Origin of the sequence: Curtobacterium sp. NPDC090223 (genome assembly GCF_044746585.1) — a bacterium.
GTDB lineage: Bacteria > Actinomycetota > Actinomycetes > Actinomycetales > Microbacteriaceae > Curtobacterium.
This window is the reverse complement of record NZ_JBIVCN010000001.1, coordinates 496857-523305: the sequence shown is the minus strand read 5'-3', so window position 1 is coordinate 523305 and position 26449 is coordinate 496857. Positions and strand designations below refer to the sequence as shown.

Annotated in this window: 25 protein-coding genes; 15 read left to right on the top strand and 10 right to left on the bottom strand. The window is 74.3% G+C overall.

What is annotated here, in order from left to right; all coding sequences use genetic code 11:
- Window positions 1-82 precede the first annotated feature (82 nt).
- The 3 genes from ACIPJY_RS02470 to ybaK all read right to left on the bottom strand — a co-directional run bounded on the left by ACIPJY_RS02470 (window position 83) and on the right by ybaK (window position 4008).
- Window positions 83-316 carry a hypothetical protein gene (locus tag ACIPJY_RS02470; RefSeq protein WP_400459890.1) on the bottom strand — a complete coding sequence of 78 codons (234 nt, stop codon included), beginning with the start codon at window positions 314-316 and terminating at the stop codon, window positions 83-85.
- 528 nt (window positions 317-844) lie between these two features.
- Entirely contained in the window at window positions 845-3427 is a 2583-nt protein-coding gene (locus ACIPJY_RS02465) for an ATP-dependent Clp protease ATP-binding subunit (RefSeq protein ID WP_400459893.1), read from the bottom strand.
- A gap of 95 nt (window positions 3428-3522) precedes the next feature.
- The gene (ybaK, locus tag ACIPJY_RS02460; protein ID WP_400459896.1) at window positions 3523-4008 is read right to left on the bottom strand and encodes a Cys-tRNA(Pro) deacylase; all 486 of its coding nucleotides are present in this window, start codon (window positions 4006-4008) and stop codon (window positions 3523-3525) included.
- 65 nt (window positions 4009-4073) lie between these two features.
- Here ybaK and ACIPJY_RS02455 point away from each other — a divergent pair, with 65 nt between their 5' ends.
- Window positions 4074-4358 carry a DUF6412 domain-containing protein gene (locus tag ACIPJY_RS02455; RefSeq protein WP_400459899.1) on the top strand — a complete coding sequence of 95 codons (285 nt, stop codon included), beginning with the start codon at window positions 4074-4076 and terminating at the stop codon, window positions 4356-4358.
- Window positions 4359-4415: 57 nt separating this feature from the next.
- Window positions 4416-5153 (top strand): YidC/Oxa1 family membrane protein insertase, encoded by a 738-nt coding sequence (locus ACIPJY_RS02450; protein WP_400459902.1) that lies wholly within the window; start codon window positions 4416-4418, stop codon window positions 5151-5153.
- Window positions 5154-5155: 2 nt separating this feature from the next.
- Here the strand turns inward: ACIPJY_RS02450 and ACIPJY_RS02445 are convergent, their stop codons facing one another.
- A complete protein-coding gene (locus tag ACIPJY_RS02445; protein WP_400459903.1) occupies window positions 5156-5350 on the bottom strand; it encodes a hypothetical protein in 195 nt (64 codons plus the stop codon).
- Window positions 5351-5469: 119 nt separating this feature from the next.
- Here ACIPJY_RS02445 and ACIPJY_RS02440 point away from each other — a divergent pair, with 119 nt between their 5' ends.
- Both ACIPJY_RS02440 and ACIPJY_RS02435 read left to right on the top strand, forming a co-directional pair.
- A complete protein-coding gene (locus ACIPJY_RS02440; protein ID WP_400459906.1) occupies window positions 5470-6387 on the top strand; it encodes a hypothetical protein in 918 nt (305 codons plus the stop codon).
- A 227-nt stretch (window positions 6388-6614) separates the two neighbouring features.
- Entirely contained in the window at window positions 6615-7979 is a 1365-nt protein-coding gene (locus ACIPJY_RS02435; RefSeq protein WP_400459907.1) for an MFS transporter, read from the top strand.
- A 189-nt stretch (window positions 7980-8168) separates the two neighbouring features.
- Here ACIPJY_RS02435 and ACIPJY_RS02430 read toward each other — a convergent pair whose 3' ends face one another.
- Both ACIPJY_RS02430 and ACIPJY_RS02425 read right to left on the bottom strand, forming a co-directional pair.
- The gene (locus ACIPJY_RS02430) at window positions 8169-10217 is read right to left on the bottom strand and encodes a carboxypeptidase regulatory-like domain-containing protein (RefSeq protein ID WP_400459909.1); all 2049 of its coding nucleotides are present in this window, start codon (window positions 10215-10217) and stop codon (window positions 8169-8171) included.
- Window positions 10218-10264: 47 nt separating this feature from the next.
- Window positions 10265-10822, bottom strand: coding sequence for an NUDIX domain-containing protein (locus ACIPJY_RS02425; protein WP_400459912.1), 558 nt, complete (start codon window positions 10820-10822; stop codon window positions 10265-10267).
- 23 nt (window positions 10823-10845) lie between these two features.
- Here ACIPJY_RS02425 and ACIPJY_RS02420 point away from each other — a divergent pair, with 23 nt between their 5' ends.
- Together ACIPJY_RS02420 and ACIPJY_RS02415 are read left to right on the top strand one after the other, a co-directional pair.
- Window positions 10846-11688: an alpha/beta fold hydrolase gene (locus ACIPJY_RS02420; RefSeq protein WP_400459915.1), complete on the top strand. Its 843-nt coding sequence runs from the start codon at window positions 10846-10848 to the stop codon at window positions 11686-11688.
- A gap of 59 nt (window positions 11689-11747) precedes the next feature.
- Window positions 11748-12632 (top strand): universal stress protein, encoded by an 885-nt coding sequence (locus ACIPJY_RS02415; protein WP_400459918.1) that lies wholly within the window; start codon window positions 11748-11750, stop codon window positions 12630-12632.
- A 7-nt stretch (window positions 12633-12639) separates the two neighbouring features.
- Here the strand turns inward: ACIPJY_RS02415 and ACIPJY_RS02410 are convergent, their stop codons facing one another.
- The 3 genes from ACIPJY_RS02410 to ACIPJY_RS02400 form a co-directional block, all read right to left on the bottom strand.
- Window positions 12640-13641 carry an SGNH/GDSL hydrolase family protein gene (locus tag ACIPJY_RS02410; RefSeq protein WP_400459921.1) on the bottom strand — a complete coding sequence of 334 codons (1002 nt, stop codon included), beginning with the start codon at window positions 13639-13641 and terminating at the stop codon, window positions 12640-12642.
- Between the two features lie 111 nt (window positions 13642-13752).
- Window positions 13753-14109, bottom strand: a complete 357-nt coding sequence (locus ACIPJY_RS02405) for a PRC-barrel domain-containing protein (protein WP_400459924.1) — start codon at window positions 14107-14109, stop codon at window positions 13753-13755.
- A gap of 47 nt (window positions 14110-14156) precedes the next feature.
- Entirely contained in the window at window positions 14157-15167 is a 1011-nt protein-coding gene (locus tag ACIPJY_RS02400; protein WP_400459927.1) for a glycosyltransferase family 9 protein, read from the bottom strand.
- A 100-nt stretch (window positions 15168-15267) separates the two neighbouring features.
- Here ACIPJY_RS02400 and ACIPJY_RS02395 point away from each other — a divergent pair, with 100 nt between their 5' ends.
- The 7 genes from ACIPJY_RS02395 to ACIPJY_RS02365 all read left to right on the top strand — a co-directional run bounded on the left by ACIPJY_RS02395 (window position 15268) and on the right by ACIPJY_RS02365 (window position 22049).
- The gene (locus tag ACIPJY_RS02395; protein WP_400459930.1) at window positions 15268-15819 is read left to right on the top strand and encodes an HAD-IIIA family hydrolase; all 552 of its coding nucleotides are present in this window, start codon (window positions 15268-15270) and stop codon (window positions 15817-15819) included.
- Entirely contained in the window at window positions 15816-16919 is a 1104-nt protein-coding gene (locus ACIPJY_RS02390; protein WP_400459933.1) for a glycosyltransferase family 9 protein, read from the top strand. Before ACIPJY_RS02395 ends, ACIPJY_RS02390 begins: the two co-directional genes overlap by 4 nt.
- Window positions 16920-16957: 38 nt before the next feature.
- Window positions 16958-17956, top strand: a complete 999-nt coding sequence (locus ACIPJY_RS02385; RefSeq protein WP_400459936.1) for a glycosyltransferase — start codon at window positions 16958-16960, stop codon at window positions 17954-17956.
- Entirely contained in the window at window positions 17953-19251 is a 1299-nt protein-coding gene (locus tag ACIPJY_RS02380; RefSeq protein WP_400459939.1) for a glycosyltransferase, read from the top strand. Before ACIPJY_RS02385 ends, ACIPJY_RS02380 begins: the two co-directional genes overlap by 4 nt.
- Window positions 19248-19886: an SIS domain-containing protein gene (locus tag ACIPJY_RS02375; RefSeq protein ID WP_400459942.1), complete on the top strand. Its 639-nt coding sequence runs from the start codon at window positions 19248-19250 to the stop codon at window positions 19884-19886. Before ACIPJY_RS02380 ends, ACIPJY_RS02375 begins: the two co-directional genes overlap by 4 nt.
- Window positions 19883-21280: a PfkB family carbohydrate kinase gene (locus ACIPJY_RS02370; RefSeq protein WP_400459945.1), complete on the top strand. Its 1398-nt coding sequence runs from the start codon at window positions 19883-19885 to the stop codon at window positions 21278-21280. Before ACIPJY_RS02375 ends, ACIPJY_RS02370 begins: the two co-directional genes overlap by 4 nt.
- A gap of 64 nt (window positions 21281-21344) precedes the next feature.
- Complete coding sequence (locus ACIPJY_RS02365; protein WP_400459948.1) at window positions 21345-22049, top strand: SDR family oxidoreductase; 705 nt, start codon at window positions 21345-21347, stop codon at window positions 22047-22049.
- 94 nt (window positions 22050-22143) lie between these two features.
- On the opposite strand, the gene ACIPJY_RS02360 is transcribed toward ACIPJY_RS02365, so the two are convergent.
- Window positions 22144-23232 carry a glycosyltransferase family 9 protein gene (locus ACIPJY_RS02360; protein WP_400459951.1) on the bottom strand — a complete coding sequence of 363 codons (1089 nt, stop codon included), beginning with the start codon at window positions 23230-23232 and terminating at the stop codon, window positions 22144-22146.
- A gap of 189 nt (window positions 23233-23421) precedes the next feature.
- Here ACIPJY_RS02360 and ACIPJY_RS02355 point away from each other — a divergent pair, with 189 nt between their 5' ends.
- The gene (locus ACIPJY_RS02355) at window positions 23422-24873 is read left to right on the top strand and encodes an aldehyde dehydrogenase family protein (protein ID WP_400459954.1); all 1452 of its coding nucleotides are present in this window, start codon (window positions 23422-23424) and stop codon (window positions 24871-24873) included.
- Complete coding sequence (rfaE2, locus tag ACIPJY_RS02350) at window positions 24870-26363, top strand: D-glycero-beta-D-manno-heptose 1-phosphate adenylyltransferase (RefSeq protein WP_400459957.1); 1494 nt, start codon at window positions 24870-24872, stop codon at window positions 26361-26363. Before ACIPJY_RS02355 ends, rfaE2 begins: the two co-directional genes overlap by 4 nt.
- Window positions 26364-26449 lie beyond the last annotated feature (86 nt).

Sequence of the window (26449 nt, the reverse complement as noted above, 5' to 3'; positions counted from 1 at the left end):
CCGAGTACGGAACCTCGCACACTGCGGAAGCGCGCGCAGCGCGGCGCAGCGCGCAGCGCAGCGCGGCGCAGCGCAGCGCGCGTCAGCGCCAGGTGCGCAGGCCGATGCCGAGCATGGCCCACTCGGTCTCGCGGGCGATGCGCTCGCGATCGAGTTCGGCGACGAGCGCCGGGTCGACCGGAGGCCGCACGCGACGGGTGCGACGGCTCCAGATGATGAGTGCCATGCCGACGCGGAGCGCGATCCGGTCGGTCAGGGAGACCGTCCGGGGTTCGAGCGTCGCACCGGCAGGGCGGAGGACGGATTTCGTTGACATCGTGGTCACCGTTCGATGAAGAGCTGTTGAACAAAGGAAGGCATGGCGAAAAAACCCATGCACGCGAATGGATTCGCGAATGGAGAACGGGCCCGTCGGTCATGCGGGCCGGGATTTGTGACAGGGGAATCGTCCCAGGCGCCACCGACATTTCCGGACGCATTCCGACGGGCCATCGACGGCGTCGCGATCAGCGACGTCGAGGCACGTTGGTCAGCCTCCGGAGTGACGACCGCGAGCAGTGCTCAGCGGTCACACGTCATGCGTGGAGCGGGACGTTCCGCGTCAGCGGGACCCGGCGAACGGGGCACCGGTGATCCCACGGACTGCACGGAACGGCGTCTGCATGGTGAACATTGTTGGCCCCCTTTCGGAGCGGATCGGTGAAGTGGTGCTTGCACAGTAGCGGCATTCTGCGAGCCCGCGCAACCTCTTTCTCGACGATTCCGGGAAATTGCAGTCCCGAACACACGAGAACGCCCCGGGACCGTGCTGGTCCCGGGGCGTTCTCGTGATGTGGACGACGCGCTACGCGACGACCGGTGCGGTGGCGCGGGCGACGAGTGCGTCCCCGTCCACGGTGATCTGCACCGTGTCACCGGCCTGCGCGGCCTCGTCCACGACCAGCGTCGCGATGCGGTCGTCGACCTCGCGCTGGATCAGGCGCCGGAGCGGGCGTGCGCCGTACTCCGGCTCGTACCCGTGCTCGGCGAGCCAGTCGACCGCCTCGTCGGACACCGACAGGACCATGTCCTGCGCGATCAGCCGGAGCGAGGTCTCGGCCAGCAGCATCGACACGATGGCGTGCAGCTGCGACGGCTCGAGCTTGCGGAACAGCACGATGTCGTCGATCCGGTTGATGAACTCCGGCCGCATCGACTCGCGGAGCTTGCCCATCACCCGCTGGCGCAGGTCCTCGTCGGAGTACCCGCCGTCGGCGGACGCCGAGAACCCGAGCGCACCGGAGCGCGACGCGAGGAACTCGGAGCCGATGTTCGACGTCATGATCACGACCGTGTTCCGGAAGTCGACCGTCCGGCCCTGGCCGTCCGTGAGCCGCCCGTCGTCGAGCACCTGCAGCAGCAGGTTGAACACGTCCGGGTGCGCCTTCTCGACCTCGTCGAGCAGGACGACCGAGTACGGGTTCCGACGGACGCGCTCGGTGAGCTGACCGGCCTCGTCGTAGCCGACGTACCCGGGAGGGGCACCGACCAGACGCGACACCGTGTGCCGCTCGCCGAACTCGCTCATGTCGAAGCGGAGCATCGCGGTCTCGTCACCGAAGAGCGAGGACGCGAGTGCCTTCGCGAGCTCGGTCTTGCCGACACCGGTCGGTCCGAGGAACAGGAAGCTCCCCACCGGTCGGTCCGGGTCGCCCATGCCGGTCCGGCTGCGCCGGACGGCGGTCGCGATGGCGCGCACCGCGTCGTCCTGTCCGACCACGCGCTCGTGCAGTTCGTCCTCGAGCGCGGCGAGCCGCGTCCGGTCGCCCTGCGTGAGCCGGGTCGCGGGGATCCCGGTGGCCCGGGACACCACAGCTGCGATGTCGGCCTCCGTGATCTCGGTGCCGGGGCGCTCCGGACGGGAGGCCGTGCTCGCGTCCGCCGTCGAGGCGGCGGTGATGCGGGCCTCCAGTTCGGCCATCTGGTCGCGGAGACGCGACGCGTCCTCGTAGAGCTCCTCGGCCACCGCGCGGTCCTTCTGGACGGTCAGGTCGGCGACCTCGGCACGGAGGGCGTCGACGTCGACCTCGCCCGAACGGGCGAGTCGGCGGCGTGCGCCGGCCTGGTCGACGAGGTCGATCGCCTTGTCCGGCAGGTGCCGGTCGGTGACGTAGCGGTGCGAGAGCTCCACGGCGGCGCGCAGGGCGTCGTCGGTGTAGGTCACACCGTGGTGCTCCGCGTAGCGCGGGGCGAGTCCGGTGAGGATCGCGACGGCGTCGTCGACGCTCGGCTCCCCCACCGTCACGGGCTGGAAGCGGCGCTCGAGTGCGGCGTCCTTCTCGATGCGGCGGTACTCCTTGAGCGTGGTCGCACCGACCATGTGCAGGTCGCCCCTGGCCAGGCGCGGCTTGAGGATGTTGCCGGCGTCCATCGAGCCGCCCTCGCCGCCACCACCGGCGCCGACGACGGTGTGGAGCTCGTCGACGAAGACGATGAGCTCGTCCGCGTGCGCGGCGATCTCGTCCATGGCCTTCGTCAGGCGCTCCTCGAAGTCGCCGCGGTAGCGGGTGCCGGAGAGCATGCCGGCGAGGTCGAGTGCGACGACGCGCTTGCCCTGCAGCAGGCTCGGGACGTCGCCGTCCGCGATGCGCTGCGCGAGGCCCTCGACGATCGCGGTCTTGCCGACGCCGGGCTCACCGATCAGCACCGGGTTGTTCTTGGTACGGCGGAGCAGGATCTCGACGGTCTGCTCGATCTCGTCGGCGCGTCCGATCACCGGGTCGACGTGCCCGTCGCGGGCGCGCTGGGTGAGGTCGGTGCCGAACTGGTCGAGCGTCGGGGTGTCGCTGGACTGCTCGTCCGTGTCGGTCGTGCCGGGCATGGGTCGCCCCTCTCGTGCCGCGTCGGCGGCCTGCTGTGCGTAGGACTGCATGACCGCCGGGGTCACACCGGCGCCCGCGAGGAGCTGCCCGGTGACCGTCTCCTGGTCCATGACGAGCGCGAAGAAGACGTGCTCGGGGTCGGTGTAGGTGCTGCCGAAGCCGCGCGCGGCCTGGGTGGCCTCGACGAGGATGCGCTGCGCGGACGGGGTCAGCGCCGGACGGCCCTCGATCGGCTCGGCGGACGGGGCGGGCAGTCGCTGCTCGACCTCGTCGGCGAGGCGCTCGGGGTCGACGCCACCGGAGCGGATCACGGCGTCGAAGGGCTGGGTGCGGATCAGCACGTGCAGGATGTGCAGGGCGTCGATCTCGCGCTGCCCCTGCTCCACCGCGTACTCGGCGGTGTGCTGGAGCATCTCGTGGGTGCGCCGGCTGAGGAGCCGGGTGATGTCGACCGGGCGTCCCAGCGGTACGGATCGCTGGGCACCGGTGTTCTGGGCTGCGAGGAGGCGGGCGAGGAACTCGTCGAACGAGTCACTGCCGCCGGTCGGGCCGAACGTCTCTGGCAACGGGACCTCCTGGGAACTTGAGTGCCTTCGACTCGATGCAACGCAGGAGGCGCCAGGTCATTCCCGGTCGCGTCGAGAACTTGCGGTCACTCGACTCAGGTCCGCGCGATCGCCGCGGTGGTCGCCTCGGTGACGGCCTGCAGGTCGCTCGGGGCGATCTCGATGTCGAACCCGCGCCGGCCGCCCGAGACGAAGATCGTCGGGTAGGTCTGCGCCGAGACGTCGAGCACCGTCCGGATCCGGGAGCGCTGCCCGACCGGGCTGATCCCGCCGACGACGTACCCGGTGCGCTTCTCCGCCAGGGCGGGATCGGCCAGCGTGGCCTTCTTCCCGCCGACGGCAGCGGCGATCGCCTTGAGGTCGAGCCGGTTCGCCACCGGGACGATCGCGACCGCCAGGGTGCCGTCCACCGACACCACGAGGGTCTTGAAGACCTGCTCCTCGCGCAGTCCGAGCGCGGCTGCTGCCTCTTCGCCGAAGTTCGTCGCCGTCTCGTGGTGCTCGTAGACGTGCGGGGTGAACGGGACCCCTGCGCGCTCCAACGCGAGCGTCGCGGGGGTGCTCGGGGAACCAGCGGTCATGTCGTGATCATCCCCTGCGCCGGGCGTTCCCCCCGGGCGGCACGCGGGGCTACGCTGAACGGACCATGGCCGTCATCGAGGTGTTCCTGCGCGCCGTCGCCGCGCTGCTCCTCGTCGATCCCGCATCCGGGGCGCTGCCGACGCTCGCACTGGCTGGCCTCGGGGTGGCCGCGGTCGCCGCCGCCGTGCTGGTCGCGCAGGTGCTCGCACTCGTGCTCGGCGTCGTCCCCGGTGGCGTGCCCGTGGTCGGGCGCGGACTGCTCGACCTGGTCGCCCGCATCGCGTGGAGCCACCCCGACGCCGAGGGGCACGCCCGTCCGCGGGCACCGGGGGTCGTCCCCGCGACCTGACACCGATCGGTGCCGGGTCGCTCGCCGACCCTCGTCACCCTCATCGATCGGATCGTCATGGACCTCTCCACACTGCCCGTCGTCGGACCCCTGCTGCACCTCGGGGCCGACCTGCTCGCCACGCTCACCCAGGCACTCTCCCCTGTCGCCGGACCACTCGGCGCCGCCCTCGCCGTCGTGCTGGTCACCCTCGCCGTGCGGGCGCTGCTCGTGCCGCTGTCCGTCCTCCAGGTGCGCGCGGAGCGGGACCGCCGTCGGCTCGCGCCCCAGGTCGCCGCACTGCGGAAGCGCCACGGCGGGGACGCCGAACGCCTGCAGCGCGCGATGCAGGAGCTCTACACGTCCGAACGGGTGTCACCGCTCGCCGGGTGCCTGCCCGTCCTCGCGCAGGCCCCGGTGGTGTCGCTGCTGTACGCCCTGTTCACGCACGCGAGCATCGCCGGGTCGACGAACACGCTGCTCCAGGCGACGCTCGCCGGCATCCCGCTGGGGCACTCGTTCGTCGCCGTCGTGACCTCGCCGCTGTGGGTGCACGCGTGGGTCGTGCTGCTGCTCCTGGCCGTGCTGGTCGTGCTCGTGGAACTGACCCGCCGGGCGAACCTGCGGTGGAACCCGGCGGTGACGTCGGCGCCGGACGTCCCCGGTGCGGCGGCCACGGCGGCCATCAGCCGGTTCGCGCCGTTCATCACGGTCGTGTTCGCCGCGATCGCCCCGCTCGCGGCCGCGCTCTACGTCGTGACGAGTGCGGCGTGGACCCTCGCGGAGCGCGCCGTGCTCCGCCGGACCCTGGCCTGAGGTCAGCCCTCGTGCTCAGGGCCCTGGTCGACGGGGTCGTACTCCGTGCCCCGGCCCTGCTCTTCCTCGGGGAGCGGGTTGCGCCGCTCGACGCCGCTGCCGCCGGCGTTCGTCGCGACGTAGTCGGCCTCACCGGAGGTCGCGTCGTGGCTGACCGGTTCGACGACCTCGGGATCGGGTTCGCGTGTGTCACTCATGCAGCCGTCGTACTCCCCCGATCTGGGTGCGTGGCACGGCACGATCCGGTGCGCGCCACGGGGCTCCGAGTGCCACGATGAGACCGAGAGAGAGCAGCGACCGGGAACCGGGAGTGCGCATGGCCGACGACGACCGCGACACCGAGCTCGAACGAGCGCGCCTGGAACGGGTGGCGTGGGGGTCCGGTTCGACCGAGGCCGAGGCCGCACGCGCCCGGATCGCCCTCGCCGACCTGGATGCCGGGCGCCGTCGTCGCGGCGGATCTCCGAGCGCGGTCGTGCCGGCGGTGCCGTTCGTCACCGGCGTCCCGGGACGGGACAGCAGCCCGGGTCGGACGGCCGCCGAGGGCGGCGTGCCGGTGGAGCGGGCGGTCGACGCGGGCAGCGCACCGGCGGCGACCGCGGCGGTGGGTCCCGGCCGTGCCGCTGAGCCGCAGCCGGTGCGCGGAGACGAGCCGGGCCTCCAGGCCGACGACGTGGGACGCGACCACGTCGACGAGCCGACGCCCGGTGCGCGGTCCCGTGCCTGGTCGCGGGTGCTCCGTGTCGTCCGGAGCGCCCGAGCCCGCCCGTGGCTCGCCGGCGGCCTCGCGGCAGCGGTCGTCGTCGCGTTCGGGACCGGTCTGGCGATCGGGACGGTGCACCCGGTGACGCCGTCGTCGCCCACGGTGACCCCGACGGCCGGGGCCATCACGCTGCAGCAGCTGCTGGACGCGCCGCAGACCTACGCGGACCAGCTGCCGGGGTCGCTCGAGGCGCCGGTGAGCCTGCACACCACGCGGCTCGTGTTCACGAACCGGTCGCTGAGCGGGGACGACGCCGCGACCCCGTGGAACGTGTGGGCGGGCGTCGGGACCGACCGGTCGACGATCTGCCTCGTCGCGACGGCGGACCGGCTGCAGGCCACGACGGCGTGCTACCCGCGGGAGGACGCACTGCACGGGTCCGTGTCGCTCTCCGCGTCGTCGCTCAGCGGGACGCTGACGGTGGACCTCTCCGGCGGCGGGGTGCGCGGGTCGGTGACGAACGCGTTCTGAGCGCACCGGCGGAGCGGCGATCGCGTTCAGCGAATTCGTTGGAGCGCTCCTGTGACAATCGCGGGGTCCCGTGCAACACTGGATGGATCGCACTCGCCGTGGAGTGACCACGCACCACCCACCCGCACACCCACAGCGAGCGCGCACAGCCCGACCGTCCCGGTCGTGGTGTCGCCGACGTGACGACCCCGTCGCGCGCTCCACCACGTCCTGAGGAGGTCAGCCCCGTGTCAACGAACACCGCGTCCATCACCACGACCACGTCGTCCGTCTCGACCACCGTCCTGACCTCGAAGTCGATCGTCGGCATCGCCGTCCTCGGCCTGGCGACGTTCTTCGCGATCACCACCGAGCTGATGCCCGTCGGCCTGCTCGGCACGATGAGCACCGACCTCGGCGTCAGCGAGTCGACGATGGGCATCGTCATCACCGTGTACGCCGCCGCGGTCGCACTGCTCGCGCTGCCCCTGACCTCGCTCACCGCGCGGCTGCCGCGGAAGGCGGTGCTCGTCGCGACCCTGGTCGGGTACGCGGTGTCGAACCTCATGGTGGCGCTCGCACCCTCGTTCGCGGTGGTGTGCGCCGGCCGGATCGTCGGCGGCGTCGCGCACGCGCTCTTCTTCTCGGTCGCGTCCGCCTACGCCACCCGGATCGTGCCGCCGCGGCTGGCGGGTCGCGCGATCGCGTTCGTGTACTCGGGCAGCTCGCTCGGGTTCGTCGTCGGTGTGCCGCTGGCCACCGGCGTGGGGCAGTCCATCGGGTGGCGTCCCGCCGTCGGCGCCGTCGCACTCTGCGCCGCCGTGCTCGCCGTCGTCGCGTTCGCGTTCCTGCCGTCGGTGCGTGGCACGTCCTCGCCGCACATCGGTTCGCCGAAGGCCTGGGCGCGCACCGGACTGCTGGCCGTGGTCGTGGCGGACCTGCTGCTCTTCGCCGGGCACTACATCGTGTACACGTACATCGGGCCGTACGTCGTCGACGCGGGCCTCGCGTCCGGCCTGGTCAGCGGCGCGCTGCTGGTCCTCGGCGGCACCGGCGTGATCGGCCTCTGGCTCGCCGGGATGTTCGTCGACAAGGCCCCGCGCCAGACGCTCATCGCCGCCGTCGCCACGATGGCCGCAGCGTTCGCCGCGCTGCCGTTCGTGCACGGCTCCCTGATCGGCACGATGGTCGTCGCCGGCGTCTGGATGGCCGCGAACGGCACCACCGGCACGCTCTTCATGGCGGCGGCGATCCGCACCGGCGGCGTCTCCCCCGACATCGCGGGCGCCCTGGTCAACGGCGCGTCGAACATCGGCATCGCGGGCGGTGCGGCGATCGGCGGGCAGGTGCTCGGGCTGACCGGGATGCAGACGCTCCCGATCGCCGGGGCCCTGGTGCTGCTCGGGTCGCTCGGCGTGGTCGTCGCGGCGCGTCGGGGCTTCCCGGTGCACTCGGCGCACCAGGCGCACCTGTCGACGTCGTCGATCGAGGCGATCACGTCCTCGCTCGCGGTCGTCACCACGTCGATGCCGGTGATCACCCGGGCGATCCAGACGATGACCGGGTCGGTCGCCACGGTGACCGGCACGCAGCGGACGCACCGGGCGCGCTAGCCCGGCGGGCGGGCGCTGCCGCGGCGGGCGCGCGCGGGCGCGGGCGCCGGCGCGCGCTGGCGCGGTCGGCGCCACGAGATCGACTCCGCACCAGGGGATCCCGTGGTGCGGTGTCGATCTCGTCATGTGGTGCGCTGCCGAGCGCCGCGGGCCGCGGGGCGCGGGCCGCGGGCAGTGCGGCGCCGCGCGTCAGTCCTGCAAGTGCGTCGTGCGGCGGCGGTTCCGGGCGGCCCGGAAGGTGAGCAGCCCGGCCCCGAGGAGCACGAGCACCCCCGCCGCGATCGCCGCGGGGCCGATGTCGGCTCCCGTGTACGCCAGCGCTCCGGTGGAGCCCGACGTGCCGCCGCCCGAGGACACCGGGACCGGCCCAGGCGTCTGCGTCGGTGCGGGCGTCGGCGTGGGCGTCGAGGTCGGCGGCGGGGTCACCGCGGCCGCCGGGACCACGAGGGCGATCGGAGCCGCCGCACCCGTCGCCGGGGTCGTGACCGTCCGGGGATCGCCGGCGCTCGTGCCGGTGCCCGCGACGATCGTGTACTCGGTCTCCGCGGCCAGCCCGGTGAGGGTGAAGGCGCCGTCGGCGTCCGTCGTCGTGGTGACGGGAGCGCCGGCCTCGGGATCGGTCGGCGTCGCGACGACGTCGACCCCCGCTGCCGGGTCGCCGTTCGAGTCGGTCACGGTGCCCGGCTGGGAGACCGTCACGGGGACCGGCGCCACGGGTGAGACGAACGGGAAGTCCACGGTCGCCGAGCCCGAGGTGGCGTCGGCGGGCCGGGAGACCGCGCCCGTCGCGCCGTCAGCGGGGGTGACGGTCCGGACCGTGTACGTCCCGGGGACGGTCGTGAACGTGTACGAGCCGTCGGCCGCCGTGGTCGTGCTGCCCACGAGGGTGGTGCCGTCGAGGAGCTCCACGACGGTGCCGGCTGCGACCGGGGCGGTGTCGAGGGTGATCCTGCCGGAGATCGTCGCGATCGCGGCTGCCGGAGCCACGATGGGGTCGGGCTCGACCGGGGCGGCACCCGCTTCGCCGGTGGTCACCGAGACGGGGTCGCCACCAGCCACCGAGACGTCGACCGGGGTCGACGGCGGCAGGTTCGAGCCGGTGTAGACGCCCTCGCTGTTCGTGGTGGTCTCGACCAGCGGGGTGCCGGGGTCGTCCGGGTCGGTGATCACGACGGGGACGTCGGCGACCGGGTTGCCCGCGTCGTCGACGACGGTGCCGATGATCGAGGTCGTGCCCGTCGGCGCGGTGAAGGCCCGGTCCGCGGTGCCGTCGGCGCCGAGGAGGGACACCGTGCCGGTCTGGTCGAGGGGGTCCGCCCCGTCCGGCGGCGTGACCACGACGGTGTACCCGCCGATCTGCGGCAGCGACGGGAACGAGTACGTGCCGTCGGCCGCCGTGGTGGTCGTGTAGACGGTGCCGCGTGGCGCGGTGACCGTGACGGTGGCGCCGGGGATCGGCGTACCGTCGAGCGTCGCGGTGCCCGTGAGCGCTGCCGTGCGGGAGGCGAACCAGGTCTGGTAGACGGGGAACCCGCTGCGCTGCTGGTACGTGATGGTCAGCGAGTCGAGCGGCACCGTCGGGGTGAACCAGGCGGTCGCGCCGGCGGTGTCGTTGGCGGCGGTGTTGCCCGTCAGCACGCCCGTGGTCGCGTTCCAGCCGGGGACGTCCTGCCCGGTCGTGCCGTCGGGGTCGGCCGCGCAGGACCACCCGCCGGGCGACGGTGCCTGGGAGCACGAGTTGTAGGAGCTCTGGTAGCCGAGTTGCGCCGGCGTCGCCGCCCCGCCGCCCTGCACCGTCGCGGTGATCGTGGCCTGGTCGGCGTCGATGTCGCCGAGGACGAAGGACCAGCTGCCCGCCGGCGTCGGCGTCGCGAACGCGTAGCGGGTCGTGGACGCCGCGGCCGCGGTCGGTGAGTCGGCGTTCGGCCGCTGGTTGATGTACGTGTTGCCGCGGCTCGACCCGTAGACCGTTCCGGGCCCGGTCGACGGCCCCTGCCACGTCGACGCGCCGCTGATCACGGTCGTCTGCCGCGAGTTCGACGTGAACGTGGTGGCCGGGAACCCGGGCATCGTCATCGTGCCGGTGTAGGCCTTGCTCGTCCCGCTGACCGTGAAGTCACCCCAGTGTCCGACCGGTGCGGCGGACGCGCTGGTCGCTCCGCCGAGCGCGAGCCCGGCTCCGAGGACGATCCCGGTCACCCCGGCGACGACCGATCGACGGCGGCTCCACCGACGCATGTGCACTCCCCTGCTCGCGCGTCGGCGTGCCCCGGCGCTCGCTCAGGCTATCCAGCATCCGCGGGATCGGGCCGGATCGAGACGTCCTCGTGACGCAACCCGGCCGAGTCCGGCAACCCGGCCGAAGGCCGTGGCGCGCCCGACGCAGCCGGGGCCAGCGCGGTCAGGGCGTCGAGCGCCGGCACCTGCCCCGCCACGAGCATCGTGCGCGCGTCGTCGATCGGGACCCACCGGGCATCGTCGACCTCGGGCACCTCGACGAACCGCCCGGAGCCGCGCGGGAGCTCGAGCCGCACCGTGTTCGAGCGCACCTCGGTCACCGAGAACCCCGGCGCACCGCCCGCGAAGACCGTGACCCGCTTGCCGGACGCCTGCCGGAACTCCCCGAGCAGCGCGTACGGGACGTCGGGTGCCGGCACGCCGATCTCCTCCGCGAACTCGCGCACGGCGGCGTCGAACGGTGCCTCGTCGGCCGCGAACTCGCCCTTCGGGATCGACCACGCCCGCGGACGCCGACGCCAGAACGGCCCACCCATGTGCGCGACGAACACCTCGAGCCCGGACGCACCGGTCCGGTACAGCAGCAGTCCCGCACTCCGCACCACGCCGGAAGGCTACGCTCGCCGCCATGCGAGCGATCCGCCTCAGGGACGAGCGAACGGTCCACGTCGACGACAGCGGCCCGACCGGCAGCGGACCCGACGACCCCGATGCCCCGGTCGTCGTGTGGCACCACGAGACCCCGCACACCGGCGTGCACCTCGCCCCGGTGCTGGACGCCGCGGCCGCCAGGGGCATCCGCCTCGTCGCGCTGACCCGTCCCGGGTTCGGCGGTGCCGACCCCCTGCCCGGGCGCACGGTCGCCGACGGCGCCCGCGACCTCGAGCAGGTGCTCGACACCCTCGGCATCGGTCGCGTCGCGACCATCGGCGGCTCCGGCGGCGGCCCGCACGCCCTCGCCGCGGCCGCACTGCTGCCGGACCGGGTGCGCGCCGTCGCGACCTTCGCCTCCCCCGCCCCGTTCGTCGACACGCCGGCCTGGTGGGCGGGCATGGCCGACGACGGCGGCCTCCGTTCGGCACGGTCCGGACGGGAGGCCCGACTCACCTGGGCGGAGACGGCCGGTTTCGACCCGGCGCAGTTCACGGACGTGGACTGGGCCGCCCTCGACGGCGCGTGGGCGGCGCTTGGTCAGGACGCGCAGGCCGCGGGGCCGACCGGTGCCGAGGGTGCTGCGGACGACGACCTGGCGTTCGTGGCCGACTGGGGCTTCGCGCTGGCCGACGTGCGCGTCCCGGTGCTCGTGGAACAGGGCGTCGCGGACCGCGTCATCCCCGTCGAGCACGCCCGGATGCTCGCGGCCGGACTGCCGGACGTGACGCTGCACGAGCGTCCGGACGCCGGGCACATCGCCGTCCTCGCAGGTGTTCCGCAGGCGTTGGACTGGTTGCTCGGGATCCTGCGGGAGTAGCTTCGCGCCAGGAGCGCCACCTGACGCCCCGGCGGATCTCGACGAGGAGGTCGATCGGGATGGACGAGCACTGGACGACGATCACGTTGGCAGCGGACGCAGCGCGTCCCCACGAGGAGGCGATCGCCTGGGTCGCCGCGCGCGCGGGCACCGGGATCGAGCACGTCCGGGTCGTCGGGGTCGATCCCGCGCTCGAGGGACGGGTCGGTGCGGACGGCAAGCGCGTGGCGGAGCACGTCGCCGACGAGACCCGGGACGCCCTGCCCGGAGTCGACGTCGCGATCGTCCGGCACGCCGGTCCCCTCGACGCCGCACTCGTGCAGGAGTCGGACGCCGGCGACCTGCTGGTCGTCGGGACGTTCCGGAGCCGCCGTGGATCGACCGCGGGCAACGGACCGGCCCGGGTCGCCGAGCGCTCCGCGGTGCCGACGGTGGTCGTGCCGGACGGGCCGCACCCGATCGACGGGGACGTGGTGCTCGCGGTGGAGGAACCGCTCGACGAGCGGGCCGTGGCGATCGCCGTCGACGAAGCCAGGCGGCGGCACCGACGACTGACGGTGCTGCGGGCGTGGGAGATGCCGGTGCTCACCCGCACCGGGCTGACCGACTTCGCCGAGGACCCGCTCCGCTGGCGCCGGCAGAACGAGGCACTCCTGCAGCGCGCCACCGCCGTGCTCACCGCCCGATACCCCGACGTCCGCGTCCGTCCACTCCTGGTCGAGGGGCACCCGGGCCGGGCGATCGCCGCACACACCCGACAGGCGTCCCTCGTGGTGCTCGGCCAGGGACACGTGCACGTGCTCTCGGGGTCCGTGCTGCACGACGTGCTCCGCGCGACGGTGTCCCCGGTCTGCGTCGTCCCGCCCAGCGCACACCGGGCAGCGGCGAGCGACAGCGTCGCCGTGGAGGACGGCCCGGCGGACGACGAGGACGTCCCCGCCTGACCCGGCCTCAGCCCGCCAGGCTCCGCACCGCGGACTCGACGCGGCGGGTCAGGTAGGCGACGCCGCGGGTGTTCGGGTGCAGGGCTCCCGGCTCGAGGTCGATGCGGCGGAGCCCGTTCGTGGAGTCGAGGGTCACGCCGGAGACGTACGGACGCCCGGTCGCGCACGCCGACCGCGCCTGGGTCGAGGCGAAGACGTCGACGTAGCGGACACCGGCGGCTGCGGCTGCCGACTCGGCGACGTCGTTCAGCTGTTCCTGCACGCCGTGCAGGTACCGCACGTCGGTGTTCGTGAACGGGTACGAGTTCGCGGGGAACGCGCCGGTGAGCGTGCCGATGTCGAGGGCCGACCGGAAACAGCCCCCCGACGGGGTGTGGTCGGCGTCCGGGAAGATCGCCGGGTACCCGAGGAACACGATGACGGCGTTCGGTGCGGCCTGCCGGATCGCGGCGAGGGTGCCGGCGATGCCGAGCGCGACGCGGGACTGGATCTTCGCGCCGAGCTGGTCCACGCCGTCCTGCACGAGCGTGCTGCGGCAGGACGGGGCGTCGCGCCCGGAGAACACCGGGCCCTTCGCGGACAGTGCGAGGCAGGACGCCGCGGTGCCGAACAGGTCGGCGTCGTTCCCGCCGATGGTCAGCGTGACGAGTCTGGTGGTGTCGGAGAGCGCCTCGATCTGTGGCGGGACGCCCTTGAACTGGTGCCCGGAGGTGATGTCCGCGCTCGTCGCACCACCGCACGTGACGTCGTGCAGGGCGAGCCCGAACCGGGCCGCGATCCGGTGCGGGTAGTCCTGGGCGGACTGCCCGCACGCGGCGACCGGCAGCCCGGTCGGGTCGTCGAGTCCGTAGCCCGCCGAGTACGAGTCGCCGAGCGCGACGTACTCGCTGCCGGCGGGGAGCCCGGCGAGTTCCTCGACCGGCTCGCTCGTCGCCCGGTACGGCTGCGGCACCGGCCAGAGCGGTGCCGCGTCCGCCGCGGTCGGCTGCAGGGACCCGGCTGCGAGCACACCGAGGACCGCCAGTGCGGCGAGCAGCGTCGAACGGACGGAGCGGAGCAGGGCGGTTCCTCGGGAGTGCGGGTGGTCGGACGGGGAGGGATCAGGCTAGTGCCGTCCGCCTCAACGTCGGCCGAGTCGACGCTCTCCCCCGCTGCCGGTGCGGTACTCCAGGCCGTAGTGGGCGTACAGGTCCGGTTCGGTGGCGGCGTCGAGCTCGCCGTCCGTCGGGATCGACGGCGCGTCCTTGATGACCTTCTTGCCGAACGGCACGCGCAGGTGCTTCGGGGCGACGGTCGCGCCGACGAGCGGGACGAACACGAGCTTCTGGAACCCGACGAGACCGGTGGTCAGCGCGCCGAACGCGGGTTCCGAGGTCGCGGTGTCGTAGTAGATGCTCTCGAGGTTCCCGACCTTGTCGTCGCTCTCGTCGACGACCGGCAGGCCGATCCAGTCCCGGATGTTGGCCGCTTCGAACACGGGTGCTCCCTCCACGGCGCCGGTCGGTCCGGCCCGTCCTCACGACGCTACTGGTCGACGCTCGCCGCTGCCCGTGCGTCGCTGGTGTCCGCCGTCGCACCGGCAGGCCGGACGCCGAGCCCGTCGACGGCGGCGAGGACGTCCGCCGGGTGCACGGCGAGGATCGCCGGGTCCGGTTCCTCGGAGAACACGTCGCCACGCCGGACGGACGCGTCGGTGAGCACCACGTGCGGGCCGGACGCGGGCGGTCCCCACGCCTCGGGCGGCGCCGGGCCGAACAGCACGACGGACGGGATCCCGTAGGCGGATGCGAGGTGCGCCGCACCCGTGTCGACCGTCACGACGACGCGGGCGGCGGCGACGACCGCGGCGAACGCCCGCAGCTCCAGGACGCCCGCGAGGACCGCCGACGGCGCCAGACCGGCCGCGTCGGCGACCGCGGTGGCGCGCGCGACGTCCGCGGAGCCTCCCGTCAGGACCACGTCGTGTCCGCGCGCGCGGAGTCCGCGCACCACCTCCGCGAAGCGGTCCACCGGCCAGTGCCGTGCGCCGTGGAACGCGCCGACGTGCACGACGGCGGCACCGTCGACCACCGGCGGCTCCGCCGGGCGGTCGATCGCGACGTCGTCCGGGTCGGCCGGGACGTCGTACGCGCGGAGCAGCCGGGTCCAGCGTTCACGTTCGTTCACCGGGCCGTCCTGCCACGCGGGCCCGCCGGGTCCGTGGTGGATCGTCCGACGTGCGCAGAGTGCCGCGACCAGGTCCTCGGACTCCGGGCCGGCGCCGTGCAGGTTGACCGCGACGTCGGTGGCACCCGCCGGGACGCCGATCGGGTGGTCGAAGCCCTGCTGCGCGAGGTGCACGTCGACCACCGGGACGAGCTCGACCACCGGTGCCAACCACGCCGTCGTGGCGAGGCTGATCCGGTGCTCCGGGAACGCGCGGCGGAGCGCGCGGAGCGCGGGGACGGCGACGAGCAGGTCGCCGAGCTTGATCGCACGGAGCACCACGAGCTCGGGGCGGCCGTCGGAGGGAGGGAGGGAGTCGAGGGCGGTCACCCGGCCGACGCTAGCCGCCGCCGCCCGGACGCGCCCGGCTGGTCGCGCTCCGAGTCCTTCCTGCTCCGTCGCCCGGCCGGGTTCGGGTAGGACCGGGTGCATGGCTCTCTCCGTGGACCGCGTCGTCGGCGGTCTCCTCTTCGACCGTGACGACACGCTCGTCATCGACGTGCCGTACAACGCCGACCCCCACAAGGTGGTGCCCGTCCCGGGTGCTCGTCGCGCCGTCGAACGCGCCCGGGCGGCCGGACTGCCGGTCGGCGTCGTGACGAACCAGTCCGTGATCGCGCGCGGCAGAGCCACCCGCGCCGAGGTGGACGCGACGAACGCCCGCGTCGACGAACTCGTCGGACCGTTCGACGTCTGGTGCGTCTGCCCGCACGGCCCCGAGGACGACTGCCCCTGCCGGAAGCCCCGGCCGGGACTCGTGCTGCAGGCGTCCGCGCGGCTCGGTCTCCCGGTGGCGGAGCTCGTCGTGATCGGCGACATCGGCGCGGACGTCGGCGCCGCGACCGCCGCCGGCGCCCAGGCGATCCTGGTGCCGACCCCGCGCACCCGGCAGGACGAGGTCGCGGCGGCGGAGACCGTGGCCGCGACGATCGAGGACGCCGTCGCGCTGGCACTGGCGCGGGCCGTGACGGCCCGGGCATGAGCGACACCCGGCGTCCCCGCGTGCTCGTCGCCCGGCTGGACTCGTTCGGCGACGTCCTGGTCGCCGGACCCGCCGTCCGCGCGGTCGCGGCTGGGGCGTCGCACGTGACCATGCTGTGCGGCCCGCAGGGCGCGCCGGCGGCGGCGCTGCTGCCCGGCGTCGACCGGGTCCGGGTCTGGGCCGCGCCGTGGGTGACCGAGACGGCCCGCCCGCTCGACGACGCCGTCCTGGCCGAGTGCCGCGCGATCGTCGCCGAGGAACGGATCGACGAGGCCGTCGTCCTCACCTCCTTCCACCAGTCGCCGCTGCCGCTGGCGATGCTGCTCCGGCTCGCCGGCGTCGCCCGGGTGTCCGGCGCGTCCGTCGACCACCCGGGGTCGCTCCTCGACGTCCGGCTCCGACCCGGCGAGGACCTGCCCGAGGAGATCCCCGAGTCCGAGCGCGCGCTGCGGATCGCGGAGGCCGCCGGGTTCCGGCTGCCGCCGGGCGACGACGGGAGGCTGTCGGTGCGCCACGACGCCGTCGCACCGGACGACGTGGTCGCGCTGGGCCGCTACGTGGTCGTGCACCCCGGCGCGAGCGTCCCGGCCCGCTCCTGGCCGCCGGGTCACCACCGCGCGCTCGTCGCCGCGTACGCCGACCTCGGCGTCCCGGTGGTCGTCACCGGGTCGCCGGGCGAGCGCACGCTGACCGCCGAGGTCGCGGCAGGCGGCGACGGCTCCGCGACGCCGGTGCTCGACCTCGGCGGACGGACCTCCCCCGCCGAGCTCGCGGCCGTGCTGGCCGGTGCCGAGGTCGTCGTCGTGGGCAACACCGGTCCCGCGCACCTCGCCGCGGCCGTCGGGGCGAGGATCGTCAGCCTGTTCTCCCCTGTGGTGCCCGCGGCGAAGTGGGCGCCGGCCGCCGAGCACGTCGAACTCCTCGGGGACCAGGGCGCCGCGTGCCGGCTCAGCCGCGCCCGGGACTGCCCCGTGCCCGGGCACCCGTGCCTGTCGTCGGTGACCCCGTCGGACGTCATCGCGGCCCACGAACGGCTGCTCGGACGCGCTCTGCGGATGAAGCGGAGCAGTCTGCGTGGCAGCCCAGAAGGTGCTGCGTAGCGTCCGGCACCTCCCACACCTCGACCGGAAGGGCCGGCATGCGCATCCTCCTCTGGCACGTGCACGGCGGCTGGACGGACGCCTTCGTCCGCGGCCCGCACGTCTACCTCGTGCCGACCACGCCCGCACGCGACGCGTGGGGCCTCGGGACCGGTGGGCGCGACTGGCCGAACGTCGTCGAGATCGCCCCGGAGGACGTCGCCGACGCCGACGTGGACGTCGTCGTGCTGCAGCGCACCGAGGAGGCCGAGGTCGCCAGGACGCTCCTCGGCGGCCGTGACGTGCCGATGGTGTTCGTGGAGCACAACGCCCCGAGGCTCGACGTCCCGGACAGCCTGCACCCGTTCCGCGACCACGACGACGTGACCATCGCGCACGTGACGCACTGGAACGCCCTGATGTGGGACTGCGGCTCCACCAGGACCACCGTCGTCGAGCACGGCGTCGTCGACCCCGGCCCGCTCTACAGCGGCCGGCTCGAGCGGTTCGGCGCGGTGATCAACGAGCCCGTCCGCCGCAACCGCGTCGTCGGGACGGACCTGCTCCCCCGGTTCGCCGACGTCGCCCCGGTCGACGTGTTCGGCATGGGCACCGAGCACCTCGCGGACCTCGGCCACGGCGACCGGCTCGTCGGACTCGGCGACGTCGCGCCCGATCCCATGCACGCGGCACTCGCCGAACGCCGGGCGTACCTGCACCCGCACCGCTGGACGTCGCTCGGGCTCTCCCTCATCGAGGCCATGCACCTGGCGATGCCCGTCCTGGTCCTCGCGACGACCGACGCGGTGCGCACCGTGCCCGCCGACGCCGGCGCGATCGCGACCGACGTGGCGGAGCTGACCCGGGCCTCCCGGCTGCTCGTCGACGACCCGGACGAGGCGCGCCGTCGGGGAGCCGTCGCCCGGGAAGCTGCGCTCGCACGGCACTCGCTCGCCCGGTTCAGCGCGGACTGGGACCAACTCCTCGACGACGTCGTGTCCCGCCACCGGCGCGCACGACGCACCACGAGTCCCGCTCTGGAAGGGAGCACCCGATGAGGATCGCGATGGTCTCCGAGCACGCCAGCCCGCTCGCCGTGCTCGGCGGGGTCGACGCCGGCGGGCAGAACGTGCACGTCGCCGCACTGTCCGGCGCGCTCGCCGACCTGGGCCACCAGGTCACCGTCTACACGCGCCGCGACGACGCCGGCCTGCCCGCGCGCGTGGCGCTCCGCCCCGGTGTGGAGGTCGTGCACGTCGATGCCGGGCCCGCCAGGAGCGTGCCGAAGGACGAGCTCTTCCCGTTCATGGCGACCTTCGCCCAGGCGCTCGCCGCAGCGTGGTTCGTCGACCGCCCCGACGTGGTGCACGGCCACTTCTGGATGTCCGGCCACGCGGCGCTCGACGCCGTCACCCAGGTGCAGGCCAGGACCGGCGGCACCCGGATCCCGATCGTGCAGACGTTCCACGCGCTCGGGGTGGTCAAACGTCGGCACCAGGGCTCCGCGGACACCAGTCCGGCCGAACGCGAGTGGGCCGAGCCCGCGGTGGGGCGTGGCGTGGACCAGGTCGTCGCGACGTGCTCCGACGAGGCCTTCGAGCTGAAGGCGCTCGGCGTCCCGCTGCACGCGATCTCCGTCGTGCCCTGCGGGGTCGACGTCGACCGGTTCCGGCCGACCGGGCCCGTCGAGGAGCGCGGCCGATCCGCGCGGATCCTGACCGCCTCGCGGCTGGTCCGTCGGAAGGGCGTCGGCACCACGATCGCCGCACTCGCCGCGCTGGTGGCCGAGGGGCGGGACGTCGAACTGGTCGTCGTCGGCGGTGCCGGCACCGCGGGCGCCGACCTGGCGGACGACCCGGAGTACCAGCGACTCGACGCCCTCGCCCGCTCGCTCGGCGTCCGCGACCACGTCTCCTTCCGCGGCCAGCTCGGCCAGGACGAGATGCCCGCGGTGTACCGGAGCGCCGACGTCGTCGTCTGCGCGCCCTGGTACGAGCCGTTCGGCATCGTGCCGCTCGAGGCGATGGCGTGCGGCCGACCGGTCGTGGCGTCGCAGGTCGGCGGCCTCATCGACACCGTCGTGGAGGACGCGACCGGGCTGCACGTACCGCCGCGGGAGGAGAGCGCGGTGGCGGCTGCCGTCGCGGCGCTCCTGGACGACCCCGCGCGGGCGGCGGCGTACGGCGCAGCAGGACGCGAGCGGGTCGAGTCCCGCTACGCGTGGACCAGGGTCGCGACGGACACCGAGCGGGTGTACGAGCGACTGATCGGCGGCGCGGCCCTCGCGCCCCGGACGTCGGCCCGGGCCACGCGCGCCCGGACCGTCCGTGCGACGGAGAGGACAGCACGATGACGATCGATCAGCACGGGGCCGGGGCCGGCGCCCTCGACACCACCGAGCGGATGAGCGACAGCGCACGGGCGGTGCTCGACCACATCGCGGCGTCGGTGCCCGTCATCGCGTCGCTCGTCGAGCACGGCGACCACATCGCCGCGTGGGCCGACGACATCGCGTCGCGGCTCGTCGCCGGGCGGCGCCTGCTCGCCGCGGGCAACGGCGGGTCCGCCGCGGAGGCGCAGCACCTGACGTCCGAGCTCACCGGCCGGTTCGACGGGGACCGCCCCGCGTACTCGGCGATCTCCCTGCACGCCGAGACCTCCGCGGTCACGGCGATCGGGAACGACTACGGCTTCGACGAGGTGTTCGCGCGGCAGGTCCGGGCGCACGCCAGGGCCGGGGACGTGGTCGTGCTGCTCAGCACCAGCGGCAGGAGCCCGAACCTGCTGACCGCTGCGGCAGCGGCGCGGGCCGTCGGTGCACGTTCGCTCGCGATGACCGGGCCGCGGGCGAACCCGCTCGCCGACGCGGTCGACGACGCGATCTGCATCGACGGTCCATCCGCGAACGTCCAGGAGGCACAGCTCGTGCTCGTGCACGCGCTCTGCACCGCCATGGAACCGGCGCTCCGACGCGGGGGCCGACGGTGACCCCGGGTGCGGTCCGGCTCCGCATCGCGGTGGTCGGGGACACCCTCCTCGACGTGGACGTCAGCGGTACCAGCGAACGCCTCAGCCCGGACGCCCCGGTCCCCGTGGTCGACGTGCGCACCGACGACCGCCGCGCCGGCGGTGCCGGACTCGTCGCCACGATGCTCGCGAAGGACGGGCACGACGTGACCCTCGTCACCGTGCTCGGTGACGACGACCACGCGACGGCCCTCCGTGCGCTCCTGCCCGACGTCCGCATCGTCGCCGGACCCTCCGGCGTCGCCACCCCCGTGAAGACCCGCGTCCGCGTCGGCGACCACGCCCTGGTCCGGATCGACGAGGGCTGCGACACCCCGCCCGTCCCGGCCGTGACCGACGCCATGGCCGGAGCCCTCGACGAGGTCGACGCCGTCGTCGTCGCCGACTACGGACGAGGCGTCGCCGCGGCACCGGTGCTCCGCGACGCCATCGCCCGCGTCGCCGCACACACGCCCGTCGTCTGGGACCCGCACCCGAAGGGCGCCGACCCCGTCCCCGGGATCGCCGTCGCCACCCCGAACGCCGCCGAGGCCCGTCGCTCCACCGCACTGGACGGCGTGGGCGTGCCCTTCGCCACCGACGCCGCCGCGGCGCTCGTCGACACCTGGGACGTCGGCGCGGTCGCCGTCACGCTCGGGGACCGCGGCGCCCTGGTCGGACGCCGGACCGCGCGCGGCACGGACAGCCGGTTCGTGCCGGCACCGACCGTGTCCGCCGGTGACCCCTGCGGCGCCGGTGACCGGCTCGCCGCCGGGGTCGCCGTCGCCCTGGCCCGCGGCGCCGACGTCCCCGACGCCGTCGCCGCCGGGGTCGCCGACGCGTCCGCCTACCTCGCCGCCGGCGGTGTGACATCGCTGCTCGCCGACGCCGCGCCGACCCCCGTCGTCGTCCCCGGCGCCGACCGCGACGCCCTGCGGGTCGTGCACGAGGTCCGGAGCGGCGGCGGGACCGTCGTCGCCACCGGCGGGTGCTTCGACCTGCTGCACGCCGGCCACGCCAGGACGCTGTCGGCGGCGCGGGCGCTCGGCGACTGCCTGGTCGTGTGCCTCAACTCGGACGACTCCGTCCGGGAGCTCAAGGGACCGGACCGGCCGATCATGACGCAGGACGACCGCGTCGAACTGCTCCTCGCGCTGGACTGCGTCGACGCCGTCGTGGTCTTCGACGAGACCACGCCGGACGAGGCCCTGCGCCGCTTCCGCCCGGACGTCTGGGCGAAGGGCGGCGACTACAGCGCGGACGAACTCCCCGAGGCCGTCACGCTCGCCGAGTGGGGCGGTCGGGTCGTCACCGTCCCGTTCCACCCCGGCCGCTCCACCACACGACTCGCCTCGGCGCTCGCCGCGGTCGGCTGACGCTGCGCCGACCGTCCCGAGCCGTCGACGCCCGTCGACGGCTCCACCCCACGAGAGGAACCACATGCCCGTCCCCACCACGCCCATCGGCCGCGTCCTCGTCACCGGCGGCGCTTCCGGACTCGGAGCGGCCGTCGTCGACGCCGTCGCCGAGGCCGGCGGCACCCCGATCGTCCTCGACCTCCGGGTGGACGGCGTCGCCGACGGCATCGACGCGGTCGCGGTCGACGTGACGGACACCGCCGCCACCGAGCAGGCGGTCCGCGACGCTGCCGAGCGCCACGGCGGTCTCGACGCCGTCGTCACCGCCGCCGGGATCGACAAGCCCGCCCCGATCGGCGGGCTCTCCGCCACCGACTGGGAGCGCATCGTCGGGGTGAACCTGCTCGGCACCGCCGCGGTCGTCCGAGCGGCCCTCCCGACGCTCGAGGCCACCCACGGCCGCGTCGTGACGATCTCGTCCTCGCTGGCGCTGCGCGGTGTCGGCGACGGCACCGCCTACTCGGCGTCGAAGTTCGGCGTCCGCGGGTTCTCCCAGGCCCTCGCGGCCGAGACCGCCGACACGGTCGGCGTCACCAACGTGATCCCGGCCGGCATGCGCACGAACTTCTTCGCCGACCGCACCGAGCAGTACAAGCCGGGGCCGGACGCGCAGCTCATCGAGCCGTCGTACGTCGCGAACGCGATCCTGTTCGCGCTGTCGCAGCCCGCGGGCTGCGAGATCCGCGAGCTCTCGATCATGCCGGCCACGGAGCCCAGCTGGCCGTGACGCGGTGGTCGCCACCAGACGACGGACGGGAGGCCCGGTGCCAGCTGGCACCGGGCCTCCCGTCCGTCTCCTGCCCCGTCTCGGGCGGCGGCCGTCAGCGGGTGCCGAGGAGGTCCTCGACCTCGGCGAGCACGCGGTCCGGTGTCACCTCGTCGACGTAGGACGGGTCGTGCTCGCAGCGCTCGGCGGTCCACCCGACCTGGGTGACGTCGATCCCGCAGACCGGGCAGCGCGTGACGAAGCTCATGAGCACCCGGTGCCGACCGCGGTCGAGCGGGCCGGCGTTGATCACGTTGCCGAACCAGAACACGCCGACCGTCCTGGCACCCGTGGCCAGGGCGATGTGCCGCGGGCCGGAGTCGTCCCCGACCATCACGTCGGCGGCGCCGAGCACCGCGGGGAGTTCCGCGAGGGGCAGCGTCCCGACCAGGTCGTGCAGGCGTGCGGCACCCGTCGGGCCGACCGCGTCGACGATGGCGGTCGCCGCGGGGCGGTCGGAGTCGTCGCCGACCAGGACCACGTCGTCCCCCGCCTCGAGGCGGGCGCGGGCCACGGCGGCGAAGTGGTCGGGGCTCCAGCGCCGGCGGGGGTCCGTGGCGCCGGGGTGCATCGCGACCAGGTTCCGCGTGACGCCGAACCGGTCCCGGACGGCCGCGCGCTCGGCATCGGTGACCCGGATGCGTGGGTCGAGCGTGACCGGGTCGGCTCCGGCGAGTCCCGCGACCTCGAGCCCCCGGAGCACCTCGTGCTGGTAGTACACGTAGCGGACCCAGCGTTCCAGGACCTCGGCGTCCTCGGTCGCGGTGCCCACCGTGTGCCGGGCGCCGAGCCGGAGCAGGAACGGGTTCGAGTTGCGTCCGCCGCCGTGCAGCTGGACGGCGAGGTCGAACCGTCCGTGCAGGCGCGTCGTGAAGTCCGCCAGGCTCGGAGCCCCGTCGCCGGAGTCGCGGACGCCCGGGGAGACCGGGAGCTCCTCGAAGGCGTGCACCGCGTCGGTGCGTCCGTCGAGCAGTGCCGCGGCGGCCGGGGTGCCGAGCAGGGTCAGGCGGGCCTCGGGGTACGCGGCGGCGAGTGCCTCGATCGCCGGCACCGCGAACATCAGGTCACCGAGACCGCCGCCGCGGAGCACCGCGATCTCGCGGACCCCCTCGAACCGTTCGCCGCCGTTGCCGATCCGCACCACGTCCGCGCTCTCCTTCGTCTCGCCCGTCGATCGGACCCGGGTCCGGCTCCGTCGATCGGCCCTGTCTACCGAGGCGTCACCGGGAGCGCTGCCGGGCTCGTCCGCGGAACGCAGTGCCCGTGACCGTGCCCAGGGACGTCCGCGCACCGTCGGAAGCCCCGTCCAGTCCCCGATCCGAGAAGGACGCGCATGACGCTCGAAGCCCCCGCAACGACCCAGATGGTCGTCCTCGACCCGGTGACCGGCTCGGTGGCGTCGACCACGCCCGTGGCGACGCCCGATCAGCTCCACGACGCCGTGGCCCGCGCCCGTGCCGCGTTCCCGACCTGGTCGCGCACCGCTCCCGCTGATCGCGGCGCACTGCTCCGGACCGCCGCCGAACTCGTCCGCGAGCACGCCGAGGAGCTGGCCGAGCTGAACACCCGCGAGACCGGGAAGGTCCCCGGTGACGCCCTCGGCGGGGTCGAGGCCGGCATCGGCACGCTCCTGCAGTACGCCGAGCTCGGGCCGCTGCACCGCGGCGAGTCCCTCCGCGGCCAGCACGGTGCCGCAGACTGGACCATCCCGCACCCGCGCGGTGTCGTGCTCGCCCTGACCCCGTGGAACGACGCCGTGGCCGTCGCCCTCGGGATCATCGGCGCGGCCGTCGTCACCGGCAACACCGTCGTGCACAAGGGCAGCGAGCGCTGCCCGGCGACCATCGCGCGGCTCAACGAACTGCTCGCCGAGGCGCTGCCCGACGGCGTCCTGGTGGGGGTCGACGGCGACGGGAGCACCGGCGCAGCGCTCCTCACCGAGGACGGCATCGCGGTGTACGCGCACGTCGGTTCGACCGCGACCGGGGACCGGCTCGCCGAGGCGGCCACCAGGACCCGCGCCCACGTGATCCGCGAGAACGGCGGCAACGACGCCGTCGTCGTGGACGCCGACGTCGACCCGGTGTGGGCGGCGGCGCAGACCGCGCTCGGCGCCTTCGCGAACACCGGCCAGATCTGCACGAGCGTCGAGCGCGTGTACGTCCACCGGGACGTGGCCGAGGCCTTCGTCCACGCGCTCGTCGCCGAGGCCGGACGTCGTACCGCGCTGCCCGCCGCCGAGTACGGGCCGCTCGTCGACGAACGGCTCCGGAACGTCGTCCAGCAGCACGTCGACGACGCGGTGTCCCGTGGTGCGACCGTGCTGGCCGGTGGCGTCGTGCCCGAGGGCGACGGCACGTTCTACCCGGCGACCGTCCTCACCGGTGTCCCGGACGACGCGCTCGCGCTCACCGAGGAAACCTTCGGACCGATCGCCCCCGTGCGGATCGTCGACTCGTTCGACGAGGGGATCCGCCTGGCCGCCGCCGACCGCTACGGGCTCGCCGCGACCGTCCTGACGAACGACACCGCGAACGCACTGCGCGCCGCGGCCACGCTGCCCGTCGGCACGGTCAAGGTGAACGCCGTGTTCGGCGGCGCGCCGGGCGGGAGCGCGGAGCCCCGGGGCGCGTCCGGCGCGGGCTTCGGTTACGGGCCGCACCTGCTCGACGAAATGACGACGACCACGGTCGTGCACCTCGAGCCGGCCCTAGCCGCGGCGTCGGCAGCGCCCACGCCGACGTCCACCGACACGACCGCCGGCGCCGAGGGGTTCGACCGGTGACCGCCGACGTCCGCCTGGTCCGCGACCTCATCGGACGCATCGACGACCGGGAACCGCTGGTCGTCGTCATCGGCGACTGCATCCTCGACCGCTGGACCATCGGCGAGGCCGAACGCGTCTCCCGCGAGGCACCCGCGCCGGTGGTCCGCGTCACCGAGACCGTCGCGGTCCCCGGGGGCGCGGCGAACACGGCGGTGAACGCCCGCACGCTCGGTGCCCGCGTCCGGATGGTCGGCATCGTCGGTGACGACGAGGCGGGCACGGTCCTGCTCGACCGGCTCGCGGCGTCCGGCGTGGACACCGCGTTCATGGTCCGGATCACCGGTGCCACGACGACCTCGAAGTCCCGGATCGTCGGCGGCGACCGCGTGGTGGTCCGCGTCGACGACCTCGCGAGCACACCGACCGACGACCACACCGACCAGCTCGCCGACGCGGTCGCCCGCGCGGTGCACGGGGCCGACGCCGCCGTCGTGTGCGACTACGGGCTCGGGGTCACGCCGGAGTCGATCCTGCCGGTGCTCGAGGCGCACCGCCCGGACGTCGTCGTGGTCGACGCCCACGACCTCCGGGGCTGGCACGACCTGCGCCCGGACCTCGTCACGCCGAACGCCGCCGAGGCCGCCGGGCTCGCCGACCTCGCGCTCGACCAGGGCACGGATCGAGCCGCCACCGTCGTCGGGGCCCGTGACCGTCTCCTCGAGGTCACCGGCGCGGCCGCCGTCGTCGTCACGCTCGACCGCGACGGCACCGTGCTGCTCGAACACGGTGCGGACCAGGGCTTCCGCACCCGGGCGACACCGGCGTCCGAGCAGCAGGCGTCCGGTGCCGGCGACACGTTCTGCGCCGCCGCGTCGGTCGCGCTCGCCGTCGGCGCTCGGGCGCGCGAGGCAGTGACCTTCGCCCAGGCGGCGGCCGACGTCGTCGTCCTCGAGGCCGGGACGTCCACGTGCGACGCGGTCGCCCTGCTCCGTTCGGTCGAGGCGCCGGCAGAGACCGTCGTCGACCACGACGACCTGGCCGCAGCGGTCGAGCAGGCCCACCGCGACGGCCGCCGCGTGGTCTTCACGAACGGCTGTTTCGACGTCGTGCACCGCGGTCACACCTCGTACCTGCGCCAGGCGAAGGAACTGGGCGACCTGCTCGTCGTCGCGCTGAACGACGACGACTCGGTCCGCCGCCTGAAGGGCCCGGAGCGGCCGATCAACACGGCCGAGGACCGCGCCGGGGTGCTGGCGGCGCTCGCCTGCGTCGACCTGGTCACCGTCTTCGCCACGGACACCCCGATCCCCCTGATCGAACGGGTCCGCCCCGACGTGTACGTCAAGGGCGGGGACTACTCCCCCGAGATGCTCCGCGAGACCGAGGTGGTCCGCGGCTACGGCGGCGAGGTGGTCATGGTCGACTACGTGCCGGAACACTCCACGAGCGCGGTCGTGCGGCGCATCCGGGAGACCTCGGCGGGCACACCCGACGGGGAGCCAGCCTGATCCCACGGGTGGCTCTTCCTTCCCATCCCCTGCGCGCTGGAAAGTGGAATCGCGCGTAGGGGGTCGAAAGTTCCGACCTCCTACGC